Origin of the sequence: Streptomyces sp. NBC_00310 (assembly GCF_036208085.1) — a bacterium.
In the GTDB taxonomy this organism is placed as follows: Bacteria; Actinomycetota; Actinomycetes; order Streptomycetales; family Streptomycetaceae; genus Streptomyces.
This window is the reverse complement of sequence record NZ_CP130714.1, coordinates 2,780,396-2,795,194: the sequence shown is the minus strand read 5'-3', so window position 1 is coordinate 2,795,194 and position 14,799 is coordinate 2,780,396. Positions and strand designations below refer to the sequence as shown.

Here is a 14,799-nt window from a genome sequence, read left to right as displayed (position 1 = left end):
GGATTTCGCGCCGTCACCCCGGCGGGAGGCACGTCGGGGCGCGGGCTCCCGGTGGTCAGACTCGGGTGACCTGGGGGCCCAGGAGCGAGTAGCGGTGGGCCTCCGAGGCCGGGAGCAGGGTGCTCGTGACGATCGCGTCCAGGTCGCCGACGTCGGCGAACCGGCAGAAGCTGACCGCGCCGAACTTGGTGTGGACGCCCGCGAAGACCGTGCGCCGGGAGGCGCGGATCGCCTGGGCCTTGACCTCGCTGACGGCCGGGTCGGGGGTGGTGAGGCCGTGGTCGCGGGTGATGCCGTTGGCGCCGATGTACGCCAGGTCGATGACGAACCCGGCGAGCATCCTCGTCGTCCAGTGGTCGACGGTCGCGAGGGTGCCGGGGCGGACCCGGCCGCCGAGCAGCAGCACGGTGGTGTTGCCGGCCTCGGCGAGGGCGCCCGCGGTGGCGAGGGAGGCGGTGACCACGGTCAGCGGCCGGTCCTGGGGCAGGGCCTCGGCGATGAGCTGGGGGGTGAAGCCCTCGTCGACGAAGACCGTCTCGGCGTCGCCCAGCAGTTCGGCCGCGGCGGCGGCGATCCGGCGCTTCTCGGGCACATGGCTCGTGGCGCGGAAGGCGAGTGTCGTCTCGAACCCGGCGCTCTCCACGGGGTACGCCCCGCCGTGCGTCCGGCGGACCAGTCCGTGGTCCTCCAAGGCGCGCAGGTCACGTCGTACGGTCTCCTTGGCGACACCCAGTTCGACGGCGAGTTCGGCGACGTCGACCGCGCCCGTGCGGCGGGCGGCCCTGACGATCTCGCGTTGCCTTTCCTCCGAGCTCATGGCCGACACCTGCTCTCCCTCTCCGTAGTGCTGCCCGTTCGGGCCCCGTGGGGGCCCTGGGGGAAGTTCTACAGCGGGTGCGCGGCGCCGACCAGGCCTGTTGCGCGACCGATGCCGCCCGTCCCTGACCGTTTCGCGTCGCGGCGGTCCGTCGCGGACCTGGGGCGGAGGGCGGAGCGGGCAGCGGGTGTGCCCGCATACGGGAGCGGGCGGGCCCGTTCGGTGCCCGCCCGCTCCTTCCGTACGTCGTACGGCCCTCGTTTCCCGTATGACGTACGAACCCGTGGTGTCAGTACGGCCAGATGGGCGGGTCGCTCACGAAGTGGCCGCCCAGGTGGGCGTGGGCCACGTTCTCGGGGTCGAGTTCGCCCTGTTCGGCGATCAGTTTCTCGGCGTACGGCTCGGAGTCGTCCTGGGGTGCGTAGCCGAGGGCGCGGGCGGTGGAGAGGTCCCACCACAGGCGGGTGTTGGCGGAGGAGCCGTAGACGACGGTGTGGCCGACGTCCTCGGCGGTCAGGGCCGCGTGGAAGAGGCGGGCGCCGTCGGCCGGGCTCATCCAGAGCGAGAGCATGCGGACGCTGGTGGGCTCGGGGAAGCAGGAGCCGATGCGCACGGAGACCGTCTCCAGGCCGTGCTTGTCCCAGTAGAACTGGGCCAGGTCCTCGCCGAAGGACTTGGACAGGCCGTAGAAGGTGTCGGGGCGGTGCGGGGTGTCGATCGGGATCAGCGGATCCTGGCCCTGCGGGCGGGGCGCGAAGCCCACCGCGTGGTTGGAGGAGGCGAAGACGATACGGGGCACGCCCTCCTCGCGGGCGGCCTCGTACAGGTTGTACGTTCCCTCGATGTTCGCCCGGAGGATCTTCTCGAAGGAGGCTTCCAGCGAGATGCCCGCGAGGTGGATGATCGCGTCGACGCCCCGTACGGCCTCGCGCAGGGCTTCCCTGTCGGCCAGGTCGGCGGTGATCGCGTCCGGCTCGCCCTCGACGGGCATCAGGTCCAGGAGGCGCAGTTCGTAGCCGTGGGCCGGGAGCAGGTCCCGCATCAGGGTGCCGAGTCCACCGGCGGCGCCGGTGAGCAGAACGGTGCGGGGAGCGGGCATCCGTGGGATCTCCTTGCATCGCCAGCCGTGCACATGGGCGTCCGACATTCACATTCATGGACACGCTAGGGAGTGTGGGTCGTGTGCGTCAAGTGGGACGCCGCGGCGAGAAATCGCTGGTGTGGTGCGGGTTGCCCGGCTTGACCGGTCGCAAGGAGGCGCCTTAGCGTGCTGTTGTTCAGAAATGTAAACACTGATCAGCGACATGGACTTGGGAGAGCCCGTGACGTCAGCCCTTCTCGCCGCCCGGCTCAGGGTCCCCAGCGGACCGCTGTTCTTCCCCGTCACGGCGTACGGCCCGGACGGCGCGGTCGATCTCGACGCCTATCGCGCACATGTCCGTCAAGGCGTCGAGGCCGGGGCGGCCGCGGTCTTCGCCTGCTGCGGCACCGGCGAGTTCCACGCGCTCACGCCCGAGGAGTTCCAGAGGTGCGTCCGGGCCGCCGTCGCGGAGACGGCCGGCCGGGTGCCCGTCGTGGCGGGCGCGGGCTACGGCACCGCCCTCGCCGTGCGCTACGCGCGTCTCGCCGAGGAGGCGGGCGCCGACGGCCTGCTCGCCATGCCGCCGTACCTCGTCGTGGCCGCCCAGGAAGGCCTGCTGCGGCACTACCGGGAACTCGCCGCGGCGACCTCCCTCCCCGCCGTCGTCTACCAGCGCGACAACGCCGTGTTCACGCCGGAGACCGTCGTCGAACTGGCCCGCACGGAAGGCATCATCGGCCTCAAGGACGGCCTCGGCGACCTCGACCTGATGACGCGGATCGTCAGCGCGGTGCGCGGTGAGCCGGCGGTCCGGGACGACTTCCTGTACTTCAACGGCCTGCCGACGGCCGAGCTGACCCAGCCCGCCTACCGGGCCGTCGGCGTCCCCCTGTACTCGTCGGCCGTCTTCTGCTTCGTACCGGAGATCGCCCTCGCGTTTCACCGGGCGCTCGGCGCGGGGGACGATGCGATCGTGGAACGGCTGCTCGACGGGTTCTACCGCCCCTTCGTCGAACTCCGCGCCCAGGGTCGTGGCTATGCCGTGTCACTGGTCAAGGCCGGGGTACGGCTACGGGGACTGGACGTGGGAGAGGTACGGCCGCCGCTGCACGAGCCGGCCGAGGAACACGTCAAGCAGCTTGGCCAGTTGATCGAGCGCGGGTACGCGCTGCTGGCGGAGTCCGGGCCGTACGCGGAGTCCGCGAGGCACGAGGAGTACTTGGAGGGCAAGTGAAGGCGTCGACGTTCGTCTACCCGTGGGACGTCAACGGGGATCCGGCCGCCGCGGAGCGCATCGCGGGACTGGGCGTGCGGCAGGTGACGCTCGCCTCCGCGTACCACTCCACCCGCGCGCTCACCCCCCGCCACCCCCGGCAGCGGATCGTCACCGCCGAGCACGCGGCCGTGCTGTATCCGCCGGGCGTGCGCTGGGAGGGCCGTACGCTGCGGCCGTACGCGGCGGGCGAGTGGGCGCCCGGGGACGCGTTCGGGGAGGCGGCGACGGCGCTCGCGCACGCCGGTCTCGACGTGCACACCTGGGTGGTCCTCGCGCACAACTCCCGCCTCGGCGCCGAGCATCCCTCGACCTCCGTGGTCAACGCGTACGGGGACCGGTATCCGTGGGCACCGTGTGTCGCGCAGGAGGCGACCCGCGAGTACCTGGTGGACCTGGCCGTGGAGGCGGCGGTCCGGCCGGGCGCCCGGGGGACGGAGCTGGAGTCGCTGGGCTGGTACGGGATCTCCCACCTGCACGCCCACGACAAGACGGGCGGGGTCGGGCTCGGGGACGCCGGGCAGTACCTGATGTCGCTCTGCTTCTGCGAGACCTGCCGTGGCGGGTACGCCGGGGCCGGGCAGGACCCCCACGAGCTGGCGGCGGCCGTCCGTGACGGGCTGGAGCCGCTGTGGCGGGGCGAGGCCGTCGACGAGGGCTGGCCGGCCGTCGAGAAGCTCCTCGGCGCGGAGCGGGCGACGGCCACCCGGGTGTGGCGCGACACGATCGCGCGCTCGCTCCAGGAGCAGGCGGTCGGGGCCGTACGGGCCGCCGCGCCCGCGGGGTTCCAGGTACTGCTGCACGCGGACCCGGTGACGTACCACTGCGGGGCGAACCCCGGGGTCGACCCCGCGCACATCCTGGGCGTGGCGGACGGGGTCGTCGTGCCCTGCGCGGGCGGACCGGGGCTGCTGCCCGCGTTCGCCGAGATCGGGGCGGAGGGGGCCGTGCTGGCCGCCAACTTCGGCATCGTGTCGGGGATGGGCGGCAGTCCGGTGACGCTGGCCGAGGACGCGGGGCGGGCGTCGGAGCTGGGGGCGACGGAACTTCGGCTGTATCACGCGGGGCTGGCGTCGGACCAGGACCTGGCGGCGGTGCGGGAGGCGTTGACGGCGGTGGAGTGAGCCGTGGGTGCGCCCCCGCCGCGCCTCTCAGGACGACAGCACGCGGTAGGTCACGTGCGTGACCTGGCTCGCCGACCGCGACCTCACCTGCTCCAGTCGCAGCGGCGGGACACCGTCGAACAGCCGGGTGCCGGCGCCGAGCGTGAGCGGCGCGATGTGCAGCCGCAGCTCGTCGATCAGGCCGGCGGCGAGGTACTGGTTGACGGTGGTCGCGCCGCCCTGGACCGCGACATCGCGTCGCCGGCCGCCGCGCGTGTCTGGGTCAGTGCCGACACGATTCCGTCGGTGACGAAGTGGAACGTGGTGCCGCCGTCCATCGGCCGCGGCTCGCGCGCGTGGTGGGTGAGCACGAACACCGGCGCGTGGAACGGCGGATCGTCGCCCCACCAGCCGTTCCACCTTGCTTGCCGGGCAGGGTGCCCGGTCCTTCAGGGCTGGGGTGAATGCCCGTTCCGGCGTAGCGGGGCAGGGGAGAGCCGGATCGCCGTCAGGGTGATTCGGCGTGTCGGGAGAGACGGTGGTGAGGCCGGCCTGGAGCGGTTCGTGGTGCCGGCGGGTTGGGGGCCCGGTGGGCGGGGGGTCCTGGAAGGCAAGAGCGTGCCGGTCACTCTCACGGGTGATGTGGGTCGAAGTCGTGCGCGGGAGGGGAACGGGGTGTCTAGGTTCGTGGCATGTCTCGTTTCCGGATGTATCCGTCGCGCGCGCAGGCCGAGCGGATGCTCACGCACTGCGCGCACGCCCGGTACGTGTGGAATCTCGCTGTCGAGCAGCATGCGCACTGGCGGCGGTGGCGCAGGTCCGCGCCCGGTTTCGCGGAGCAGTGCCGTCAGCTCACCGAGGCCCGGCGGGAGAACGAGTGGCTGGGTTCGGGGAACGCGGACGTGCAGCAGCAGGCCCTGCAGGACTTCGCCAGGGCCAGGAACGCCCGGTTCACGTCCGGGTTCGGTGAGCCGACCTGGCGCAGGAAGCACGTGCACGAGGGCTTTAGGGTCATCGGCACCGACCGCGTACCGGGGTACCACGCGGACGGGTCGCCGAAGCTGAACGCGAAGACCGGCAGGCAGGTCATGGGCCGGTCGGTGGTCGTGCAGAGGCTGAATGGGCGGTGGGCGCAGGTCAGGGTGCCCGGCTGCGGCTGGGTCCGCTTCCGCCTCAGTGCCAGGGGCAAAGGTGCGAAGCTGCCCGACGCGAAGACGTTCCGGGGCACCTTCCGCAACGGGCAGTGGCACATCGCGTTCGCCGTCATCCCCGACCCGGTCGAGGGGCCGGGCACGGGTGAGGTGACCGGCATCGACCGGGGTGTCACCGTCACCGCCGCCCTCTGCGACGGACGGAAGCTGAACTGCCCACAGCTCACCGTCAAGGAACGCGCCCAGGTCCGCAAGCACCAGCGGCGCGCGGCACGGGCGAAGAAGGACAGCCCTCAGAAGGCGGCCGAGTACGCGAAGGCCGCCAGGCTCAGGGCCCGGGAGGCGAACCGGCGCAAGGACTGGTGCGAGAAGACCAGCACCATGCTCGCCCGCTGCTATGACCTGGTCCGGTTCGAGAAGCTGAACATCAAGACGATGACCCGCTCCGCGAAGGGAACCGTGGAGCGGCCCGGCCAGAACGTGGCGCAGAAGTCCGGCCTGAACCGGTCGATCCTCGCCCAGGGCTGGGGCCTGCTTCGGCAGCGCACCGGGCACAAAGCGCCCGGCCGGGTCGAAGACGTTCCCGCCCCCTACACGTCTCTGCGGTGCAGTGCCTGTGGATGGATCGACAAGAACTCGCGCAAGAGCCAAGCCGAGTTCGTCTGTTCCTCCTGCGGCTTCGCCTGCAACGCGGACACCAACGCGAGTATCAACGTCGCGGCAGGACAGGGCGGGATCCCCCGCCCCCGGCGGACAGCCGGTGCCGGAGGGACGACACCGCCCCACCAGCGGTCGAGCGTCCGTGAACCTCAGCCCGAACGGGTTGGAATCCCCCTCTTTTAAGCTCGATCTCGGCCCGGTTCTCGTCGGGCGTCTCGAACATCCAGGCGTGCAGCCGGTCGCCCGAGCCGTCGCCGCCGTCGTCGCCGAAACGGGCGCTCCTCGGTCTGGCCGAGCCCCGCCGCGTAGCCGTCGGCCGAGATCGTGAGGTCGCAGGTCACCTTGCCCATGTGTGAAGGAACTCCCCGGTCGTCAGCGATGGCGTAGCAGCCCGGCCGCTGTCAGTAGACACATCGTCCCCACGGTCGGCAACAGCACCACGAGGTCGACCAGTTCCACCAGGCCCGCGCCGATCGCCATGCCCACCGCCGTCGGGGCGAGAAGGAGGGTGTGGGCGGTGGCCGTGGTGCGGCCCAGCAGCTCGGCCGGGGTCGCGCGCTGGACCGCGGTGAGGGTGGCGGTCAGGACGCAGGGGAGGCCGACACCGATCGCGGCACCGCAGGTCAGGGCGACGACGTCGTCCGGTATCGCGCGGAGCGCCACCGCCGCCCCCGTCAGGGCGATGCCGTACGCCGCGAAGGTGGATTCGCCCAGACGGCGGAGGAGGGGGCCCGTGGCCAGGCCGATGGTGATCGAGCCGATGCCCTGGGCGACGTGGAGGAGGCCGGTGTACGCGGGGGAGTGACCGAGGGACTCGACCACCGCGAAGATCAGGGCGCCGTTCACGCCGGAGAGCAGCATGGTCGTGCCGCCGGCCAGGAGGAGGGGGCGCAGGCGTCCGTCGGCGAGCAGGCGGCGGGCGCCGTCGGTCGTGCGGGCGCGCAGGCCCGGGGCGGGGCGTCCGGCGGGGCGGGGCCGCGTCCGCCGTACCCGCACCAGTCCGTACAACCCGGCCGCCGCGACGAAGGTGACCGCGTCCAGCAGCGCCACCGTCGCCCCGCCGTACGCCGCGTAGAGTCCCGCCCCCGCCGACGGAGCCACCAGTTTCATGCTCTCGTTCGCCGTCATGCGCAGGCCGTTGAAGTCGCCGAGGAGGGACGGGTCGACGGCCGTGGTGACCAGGGCCGACTCGGCCGCGTCGTGGACGACGCCCGCCGCGCCGTAGACGAGGAGGACCGTGTAGAGGAGCCACAGGTCGCCCGGGGTGGTCACGGCGAAGAGGGTGAGGAGGAGGGCGGCGAGGAGGAGGTCGGTGGTGACGAGGAGGGTGCGGCGGTGGGGCCGGTCTGTGAGGGTGCCCAGGACGGGCCCGGCGAGGAGCGGCGCCCACAGGGCGAGGGCGCACAGGGCCGCCAGCCCGTCCGAGCCGGTGAGGTCCTTGGCCCAGACGCCCGCGACCAGCCACATCGCCGACGAACCGAGGCCCGAGACCACCACCGCGGCCAGGTACAGCCTCGCGTCGCGGTCGCCGAGCACCCGTCCCGCCGCCCATGTCGTGGATGTCATGGCTGGTGATCGTGGTGCTAAGGCCCCGCCGGACGGATCGGGCGGATGACCTAGGAATCGTCGCCGGGAGGGGTGGGGGCGTGGCGGGCGATGAGTTCTTGGGCCGCCGAGGGTCTACCGGACAAGAGAGATCCCCTCGCCCTCCGGTACAACTTCGAGGAGCCCCGCATGACCGACCACGGCCCGACCGTTCCTAAAGACTGAGCGGGAGTGCGTCCTGTTGCCAGAACCCATGCTCGGCCGAACGCCCCGGACGGTGTTGGGCGTTCTGGTTGCCCGCGTTCACTCCGCGTCCGGGCGGCACGGATCGTGTCCGTGGTCCGGGAATGCGGCGGCGGGGTTCCTCACGCCCAGGAACACCTGGTCCGGCCTGGACGGTCCGATGCCCCACCGCATCACTCCGGTGCTGTGGGGCGGTGTCGTCCGTCGCCGGATTGGGTGTCCCTGGGCGCGCCTTCCGATCGCCACGGCGGCAGCATCGTGGCGAGTGCTCTTACGAGTCGTGTTGGTGAGGGGCTTCTGCCAGTGTTGGGCGCCCCAGCGGCTGGTGTAGGCCGGGTCGACGGCGATGACAGCGATACCTGTCTGATCCGCCATCGAGGACAGTCGGGCGCGGAGTCTGCCGGTGGGCATGCCGGAGACCAACTGACGGAAGCGTGTGCGGCGGCCGTGTTTCTTCCGGGTCTTCTCCGCGGCGAAGTCCAGGTCCTCCACCGCGATCGCCTTCACACCGCAGGCGCGGGCCCAGTGCAGGAGGCGGGTGAGGGCGTGGCGGACCTGGGCGTCGCGGTGTCCGGCGGTGCCGGTCAGGTCGTAGGAGAAGCGGCGCGGGGCGCCGGTGGGGTTGCCGTGGACGTCGAGGCGCCAGGCGGCGAGGTGGTCGGCGTTCATGTCGACGCCGATCACCCCGTGGGCGAGCGCGGCCTCGATCGGGATGGCGGGGCTGGGCGGGAGCTGCCAGGCCGCGGTCAGATACCAGCGGTCCCGGCCGGTGTCGTAGTGGATGCGGTAGGCGATCGCCCGGTCGGCCGCGACGCGGTCCGCCCACTCGGTGCCCCGGTGCGCGAACACGACCCGGCCCGCCAGGACGTACCGGCCGTGCGGGGCGTTCGCCAGATGAGCCAGCGGTGCGGGGAGTTTGATGCTCACCTCGCCGTCGGGGCTGATGCGGATGGTCTCGTTGCCGTAGCGCTTGCCGGACTCACCGTCCGCCTGGCAGAACCAGCGCTCCGCCTCCCAACCTCGGCGCCACGCCGACTCCGACAGCCCGGCCGTCTCCAGGTGGTGCCGGGTGCGGGCCAGTCGTTTGCCGCCGCGCACGACGTGCACGATGCCGGCCTCCCGGTCCGCCCGTGCGGCGGTCAGCCGGTCCTGAAGCACCCGCAGGCGCCGCGACTTGGCGTGCCATTCCCGCTGCGACCGGTAACCTCCGGGCGTCTTCTTCGTGCCCTTCTGTCCGACCGGCCGGGACAGCCGGTCCTCGATGGTGCGAACACCGGCTTCCAGGCTCTGGATGTGCGCGAGCTGGCAGCGGCGGGCCAGCGCCCACTGCTCGTGCGAGGCTTTGGTGATGCTGCCCGCCCACCGCGACGACGAAAGTGGCGTCAGCTCCCGCTTACGCACTGCCCACGTCTCGCAGGAATGCTCCAGGCCGTCCCGACACCGTGTCTTGAGGTCCTTCGAGGCCAGCGACCCCAGATGCGCACCCACCAGACGCAGCGCCTGCTCATCGCCGGGCGTCAGGTGCTTGAGGCGGGTCCGGACAGCCACACCGCTCGGGCCGGACGCGACGAACGACTCCGCCACACTCCTCAGCCCACCCACCCCGTCCCCCCCCGCCCGATGCCACCGAAGAACCCTGCCGCCATGACAAACGAGCACCACCCAGGAAGGTCACGCATTCGATGCGAGAACGTCAGTTCCCTGCCGCGAAGCAACCCCACCGCCGAGATACGCGACACGACACCCCCCCACCCACACTCACTCCCGCTCACCAGAACACTCTTGAACGCACTCCGGCGCCAGCAGCTCCAAACCCCCTCGACCTCACCCCCCAGGCCCGTGTCGTCGCGCGCCTGGCCCAGGCCGTCCGCGACGACCAGCTCTCCGACCCCACCACGTGCCCGGAGTACGCCGTGCACCACCTTCTCGGGCATCTGCTCGGGCTCGCCGTCGCCTTCCGCGACGCGGGCCGCAAGGAGCTCGGACCCACGACGGACACCGACCCGCAGGCGGCGGTGCCCGACATCGGGCCGGGCTGGCGTGAAGCTCTGCCGCGGGCGCTCGACGAGGTCGCCGAGGCCTGGCGGGACCCGGCCGCCTGGACGGGCGACACCCGGGCCGGCGGGGTGCCGCTGCCGGGGGCCGTCGCCGGGGCCGTGGCGACGGACGAGCTGGTCGTGCACGGCTGGGACCTCGCACGGGCGACCGGACAGGCGTACGAACCCGATCCGGCGGCCCTCGCGGCGACGCACACCTTCCTCGCCGCCTCGGTCGACGATCCCTCGCGCGGCGAGATCTTCGGCCCCGTCGTGCCCGTGCCGGACGACGCGCCGCTGCTGGACCGGGTCATCGGGCTGAGCGGACGCGATCCGATCTGGAAGCCGTAGATTCCCGCGACGGAACGATCAAGGCGGGCCGTGCGCGGACCGTCCGGAGGCCGAACGTGCCTCTCCACGAAAGAACGCACAAACTCGGCGCGCGCCCCCGCCCGCGTCCGTACGCTCCCGACCATGCCCCTGAGCCTCACCGTCCTCGGCACCGCCTCACCGCATCCCCGCCCGGGCCGGCCCGCCTCCGGCTATCTGCTGCGCGGCGGGGGCGCCGAGATATGGGTGGACGCGGGGTTCGGCACCTTCGCCGAGTTGCAGCGGCACACGGATCCCACCCGGCTCACGGCGATCTGGATCTCCCATCTGCACGCGGACCACAGCGCGGATCTGGTGGCCGCGGTGTACGGGTTCGCGTACGGCGGCCTCACCCTGCCCGCGCCGCTGCCCGTCTACGCGCCCGGCGACTGCGCGGAGCGCCTCGCGGGGTTCTTCGGACGGCCGGACACGTCCTTCCTGAGCGGTGTGTTCGACTTCCGTCCCCTCTACGACGGCCACACCGTCCGGCACTGGAACCTCACCCTCACCGCCCGGGCCGTGGTCCACGACGTGGAGTCGTACGGGCTGCGCGCCGAGTGCCAGGGGCGGGTCTTCGCGTACTCGGGGGACAGCGGTCCGTGCGACGCGCTGAGCCGACTGGCGGGCAGCGCCGACCTGTTCCTGTGCGAGGCGGACGTCGACACGCATCGCGAAGGCGAACCCCGGGTGCATCTCACGCCGGAGGAGGCCGGGAGGTACGCCAAGGGCGCGAGTCGGCTGCTGATCACGCATGTGGGGCCCACGCTCACCCCGGAGGGGGCGACCGGGCGGGCGGCCGTCGTCTTCGGCGGTCCGACCGAGAGCGCGCGTGAGGGCGACACCAAGATCGTGTGACGGCGCGCACATCTTCTTTTGTCAGAAGCATTGACGAAACACGGAGCCCCTCCTACCTTCAACGCGTCGTACTTCGTACGTCATATATGAGACGCGATATGGGAGATCCCATACGTGAGATCGCATACGTGAGATCCGAGAGGCGCGCATGACCTCTGTGCCCACGCCGATCCCGTCCCGCACGCAGTTCGTGCTGGAGGGGATCAAGCACCGCATCCTCACCGGGCAGTTGACGCCCGGTCAGGCCCTGGTCGAGACCGACCTGGCCGCACAGTTCGGGGTGTCCAAGACGCCCGTGCGCGAGGCACTCAAGACGCTCGCCGGGACCGGGCTCGTCGTGATGAACCAGTACAAGGGCGTCACGGTGCGCATGGTGGACGCGGACATGGCGCGCGAGGTCTATGACGTACGGCTGCTCCTGGAACCGGAGGCCCTGCGGCGCTCGGTGCGGCGCGGTGTCCCGTGGAACGCGGCGAGCGACGCGCTGACCAGGGCCGACGAGGCCACGGACACCGCCGAACGGTCGCTGGCCAACCGGGAGTTCCACCGCGCGCTGTACGTACCGTGCGGCAACCCGCTGCTCGGCCGGATGCTCGACGAGGTGCGCGACCAGGCGGCGCTCGTCTCGGCCGTCGCCTGGGCCGCCGACCCCTCCTGGGAACGGGAGGCCGCCGAGCACCGGGAGATCCTGCGGCTCGCCCTCGACGGCGACGCCGACGGCGCGGCCGCCGCCCTGCACGCGCACATCGCCTCGTTCGTCGAACGGGCCTTCCCCGGGGCCCGCGAGGAAGAGCAGGCCCAGCAAACTCAGCAGGCCCAGTAAGCCCCCGAGTCCACGAGGCACGGCGAGCCCGCACGACGCGGCGGACCCGCCGGCCCTCCGCAGTCCTCCAAGAAGTCCTTGCAGAGGAAGGTCATCAATGAGCAGCGTGACGTTCGAGACCCAACGGACGGCTCTGGCCGACGTGGTGGCCATCCCGGTGACTCCGTTCGCCGAGGACGGCTCCGTCGACGAGGACGCCCACCGGGCCCTGCTGCGTCGGCTGCTCGACGGAGGGATCACCACCCTCACCCCGAACGGCAACACCGGCGAGTTCTACGCCCTGACCCCCGACGAGCGCCGCCTGGTCACCGAGGTGACCATGGACGAGGTCGGCGACCGGGCCGTGATCCTGGTCGGTGTCGGGCACGACGTGCCGACCGCGATCGCCTCCGCCGAGCACGCCCGCGAGGCCGGCGCCCAGATGGTGATGGTCCATCAGCCGGTGCACCCGTACGTCTCGCAGAGCGGCTGGGTCGACTACCACCGGGCGATCGCGGAGGCGGTGCCCGAACTGGGCGTCGTGCCCTACATCCGCAACGCCCAGCTCACCGGCGAACGGCTCGCCGACCTCGCCGACGCCTGCCCGAACGTCATCGGGGTCAAGTACGCCGTCCCGGACGCCGCCCGCTTCGCCGCCTTCGCCCGTGACGCCGGGCTGGAGCGCTTCGTCTGGGTGGCCGGGCTCGCCGAGCCGTACGCGCCCTCCTACTTCTCGGCCGGCGCCACGGGCTTCACCTCCGGACTGGTGAACGTCGCCCCGGCCGTCTCGCTGAACATGATCGAAGCGCTTCGGGCGGGTGACTTCCCGGGCGCCATGAAGACCTGGGAGCAGATCCGCCGCTTCGAGGAGCTGCGCGCCGCCAACGGCTCCGCCAACAACGTCACCGTCGTCAAGGAGGCCCTCGCCTCCCTCGGCCTCTGCCGCCGCGACGTCCGGGCCCCCAGCAGGCACCTGCCCGAGGACGAACGCGCCGAGGTCGCCGCCATAGCCGCCGGGTGGTCCCTATGACGAACACCGAGCACCAGAAGACGAGCCGGGGGCAGGCCGAGCAGCCGCGCAAGCGCCCCGAGGACCTTCGGAGCCACCAGTGGTACGGCACGGACGGCCTGCGCTCCTTCAGTCACCGCGCCCGCACCCGCCAGCTCGGCTACCTCCCCGAGGAGCACCTGGGCAAGCCGGTCATCGCGATCCTCAACACCTGGTCCGACATCAACCCCTGTCATGTGCACCTCCGGGATCGCGCGCAGGCGGTCAAGAGGGGCGTGTGGCAGGCGGGCGGCTTCCCGCTGGAGTTCCCGGTCTCGACCCTCTCCGAGACCTTCCAGAAGCCGACCCCCATGCTCTACCGCAACATGCTCGCGATGGAGACCGAGGAGCTGCTCCGCTCGTACCCGGTCGACGGGGCTGTCCTGATGGGCGGCTGCGACAAGTCGACGCCCGCGCTTCTTATGGGCGCCGCGAGCGTCGACCTGCCGGCCGTGTTCGTGCCCGCCGGGCCGATGCTGCCGGGGCACTGGCGCAACGAGGTCCTCGGCTCCGGCACCGACATGTGGAAGTACTGGGACGACAAGCGTGCCGGTCTCATCGGCGACTGCGAGATGACCGAGCTGGAGTCCGGTCTCGCGCGCTCGCCGGGGCACTGCATGACGTTGGGTACGGCCTCCACGCTCACCGCCGCCGCCGAGGCGCTGGGGGTCACGGTCCCGGGCGCGTCCAGCATCCCGGCCGTCGACTCGGGGCACGACCGCATGGCGGCCGCCGCCGGCCTGCGGATCGTCGAACTGGTCCACCGGGAGCGGAAGTTGAGCGACATCCTGACCGCCGACGCCTTCGAGGACGCCGTCACCACCGTCCTCGGACTCGGCGGCTCCACCAACGCGGTCATCCACCTCATCGCCATGGCCGGCCGCGCGGGCGTCAAGCTCACCCTCGACGACTTCGACCGCATCGCCCGGACGGTCCCGGTGCTCGCCAACGTCCGGCCCGGCGGTCAGACGTATCTGATGGAGGACTTCCACTTCGCGGGCGGGCTGCCCGGGTTCCTGTCCCGGATCACCGACCTGCTGCACCTGGACCGGCCGACCGTCTCGTACGACACGATGCGCGAGCAACTCGACGGCGCGCTCGTGCACAACGACGACGTGATCCGGACCCGGGACAACCCGGTCGCCACCGAGGGCGGGGTCGCCGTCCTGCGCGGCAACCTCTGTCCGGACGGCGCGGTCATCAAGCACATCTCCGCCGAGCCGCACCTGCTCAGGCACACCGGTCCGGCGGTCGTCTTCGACGACTACAGGACCATGCAACGCACCATCAACGACCCGGAGTTGGGTATCACCGCCGACAGTGTGCTGGTCCTGCGGAACTCCGGCCCCAAGGGCGGACCGGGCATGCCCGAGTACGGGATGCTGCCCATCCCCGACCATCTGCTGAAGCAGGGCGTGCGGGACATGGTGCGGATCTCCGACGCCCGGATGAGCGGAACGAGTTACGGCGCCTGCGCCCTGCACATCGCGCCGGAGTCGTACGTCGGCGGGCCCCTCGCCCTCGTGCGCACCGGCGACTCGATCACCCTCGACGTCGAGGCACGCACCCTCCGGGTCGACGTGGACGACGAGGAGCTGGAGCGCCGCCGGGCGGAGTGGACCCCGCCGCCCACCCGCTACGAGCGCGGCTACGGCGCGCTCTACAACGACCAGATCACCCAGGCTGACACCGGCTGCGACTTCGAGTTCCTGGCCAGGCCGGGCAAGGTGCCGGACCCGTACGCGGGTTGACCGCGCCCCATCAGGGGCGCGGGGAACCGCGCGACCGGACGGAAACGCACCCGCACACGCCGCAC

Annotated in this window: 11 protein-coding genes and 2 pseudogenes; 8 read left to right on the top strand and 5 right to left on the bottom strand. The window is 71.8% G+C overall.

Annotated elements, in window-relative coordinates:
- Positions 1–55: 55 nt before the first annotated feature.
- Together OG202_RS12315 and OG202_RS12310 are read right to left on the bottom strand one after the other, a co-directional pair.
- Positions 56–817 carry a DeoR/GlpR family DNA-binding transcription regulator gene (locus OG202_RS12315; RefSeq protein WP_326583670.1) on the bottom strand — a complete coding sequence of 254 codons (762 nt, stop codon included), beginning with the start codon at positions 815–817 and terminating at the stop codon, positions 56–58.
- Positions 818–1,106: 289 nt separating this feature from the next.
- Positions 1,107–1,916, bottom strand: coding sequence for an NAD-dependent epimerase/dehydratase family protein (locus OG202_RS12310; RefSeq protein ID WP_326583671.1), 810 nt, complete (start codon positions 1,914–1,916; stop codon positions 1,107–1,109).
- 223 nt (positions 1,917–2,139) lie between these two features.
- On the opposite strand from OG202_RS12310, the gene OG202_RS12305 reads away from it, so the two are divergent.
- Positions 2,140–3,132 (top strand): 5-dehydro-4-deoxyglucarate dehydratase, encoded by a 993-nt coding sequence (locus OG202_RS12305; RefSeq protein ID WP_326583672.1) that lies wholly within the window; start codon positions 2,140–2,142, stop codon positions 3,130–3,132.
- A complete protein-coding gene (locus OG202_RS12300) occupies positions 3,129–4,295 on the top strand; it encodes a hypothetical protein (protein ID WP_328222735.1) in 1,167 nt (388 codons plus the stop codon). Before OG202_RS12305 ends, OG202_RS12300 begins: the two co-directional genes overlap by 4 nt.
- Before the next feature lie 27 nt (positions 4,296–4,322).
- On the opposite strand, the pseudogene OG202_RS12295 reads toward OG202_RS12300, so the two are convergent.
- Positions 4,323–4,693 (bottom strand): annotated as a pseudogene (locus OG202_RS12295) (dihydrofolate reductase family protein); the annotation flags it as partial.
- A 273-nt stretch (positions 4,694–4,966) separates the two neighbouring features.
- On the opposite strand from OG202_RS12295, the gene OG202_RS12290 reads away from it, so the two are divergent.
- Entirely contained in the window at positions 4,967–6,268 is a 1,302-nt protein-coding gene (locus OG202_RS12290) for an RNA-guided endonuclease InsQ/TnpB family protein (RefSeq protein WP_328222734.1), read from the top strand.
- A gap of 189 nt (positions 6,269–6,457) precedes the next feature.
- Here OG202_RS12290 and OG202_RS12280 read toward each other — a convergent pair whose 3' ends face one another.
- Both OG202_RS12280 and OG202_RS12275 read right to left on the bottom strand, forming a co-directional pair.
- Positions 6,458–7,651 carry an MFS transporter gene (locus tag OG202_RS12280; protein ID WP_328222733.1) on the bottom strand — a complete coding sequence of 398 codons (1,194 nt, stop codon included), beginning with the start codon at positions 7,649–7,651 and terminating at the stop codon, positions 6,458–6,460.
- Positions 7,652–7,844: 193 nt separating this feature from the next.
- Positions 7,845–9,475, bottom strand: a pseudogene (locus tag OG202_RS12275) (IS200/IS605 family accessory protein TnpB-related protein).
- Positions 9,476–9,555: 80 nt separating this feature from the next.
- Here OG202_RS12275 and OG202_RS12270 point away from each other — a divergent pair.
- From OG202_RS12270 to araD, 5 genes are all read left to right on the top strand, one after another.
- A complete protein-coding gene (locus tag OG202_RS12270; protein ID WP_443052239.1) occupies positions 9,556–10,260 on the top strand; it encodes a TIGR03086 family metal-binding protein in 705 nt (234 codons plus the stop codon).
- 123 nt (positions 10,261–10,383) lie between these two features.
- Complete coding sequence (locus OG202_RS12265; protein ID WP_326583676.1) at positions 10,384–11,133, top strand: MBL fold metallo-hydrolase; 750 nt, start codon at positions 10,384–10,386, stop codon at positions 11,131–11,133.
- A gap of 148 nt (positions 11,134–11,281) precedes the next feature.
- Positions 11,282–11,956 carry a GntR family transcriptional regulator gene (locus tag OG202_RS12260; RefSeq protein WP_328222732.1) on the top strand — a complete coding sequence of 225 codons (675 nt, stop codon included), beginning with the start codon at positions 11,282–11,284 and terminating at the stop codon, positions 11,954–11,956.
- A gap of 97 nt (positions 11,957–12,053) precedes the next feature.
- Complete coding sequence (locus tag OG202_RS12255; protein WP_326583678.1) at positions 12,054–12,965, top strand: dihydrodipicolinate synthase family protein; 912 nt, start codon at positions 12,054–12,056, stop codon at positions 12,963–12,965.
- Entirely contained in the window at positions 12,962–14,734 is a 1,773-nt protein-coding gene (araD, locus tag OG202_RS12250) for an L-arabinonate dehydratase (RefSeq protein ID WP_328222731.1), read from the top strand. Before OG202_RS12255 ends, araD begins: the two co-directional genes overlap by 4 nt.
- Positions 14,735–14,799 lie beyond the last annotated feature (65 nt).

What these genes read in the sequence shown, in the direction of transcription:
- OG202_RS12315 (WP_326583670.1), bottom strand. Translation starts at nt 817, where the DNA reads ATGAGCTCGGAGGAAAGGCAACGCGAGATCGTCAGGGCCGCCCGCCGC.
- OG202_RS12310 (WP_326583671.1), bottom strand. Translation starts at nt 1,916, where the DNA reads ATGCCCGCTCCCCGCACCGTTCTGCTCACCGGCGCCGCCGGTGGACTC.
- OG202_RS12290 (WP_328222734.1), top strand. Translation starts at nt 4,967, where the DNA reads ATGTCTCGTTTCCGGATGTATCCGTCGCGCGCGCAGGCCGAGCGGATG.
- OG202_RS12265 (WP_326583676.1), top strand. Translation starts at nt 10,384, where the DNA reads ATGCCCCTGAGCCTCACCGTCCTCGGCACCGCCTCACCGCATCCCCGC.
- OG202_RS12260 (WP_328222732.1), top strand. Translation starts at nt 11,282, where the DNA reads ATGACCTCTGTGCCCACGCCGATCCCGTCCCGCACGCAGTTCGTGCTG.
- OG202_RS12280 (WP_328222733.1), bottom strand. Translation starts at nt 7,651, where the DNA reads ATGACATCCACGACATGGGCGGCGGGACGGGTGCTCGGCGACCGCGAC.
- OG202_RS12270 (WP_443052239.1), top strand. Translation starts at nt 9,556, where the DNA reads ATGCGAGAACGTCAGTTCCCTGCCGCGAAGCAACCCCACCGCCGAGAT.
- araD (WP_328222731.1), top strand. Translation starts at nt 12,962, where the DNA reads ATGACGAACACCGAGCACCAGAAGACGAGCCGGGGGCAGGCCGAGCAG.
- OG202_RS12255 (WP_326583678.1), top strand. Translation starts at nt 12,054, where the DNA reads ATGAGCAGCGTGACGTTCGAGACCCAACGGACGGCTCTGGCCGACGTG.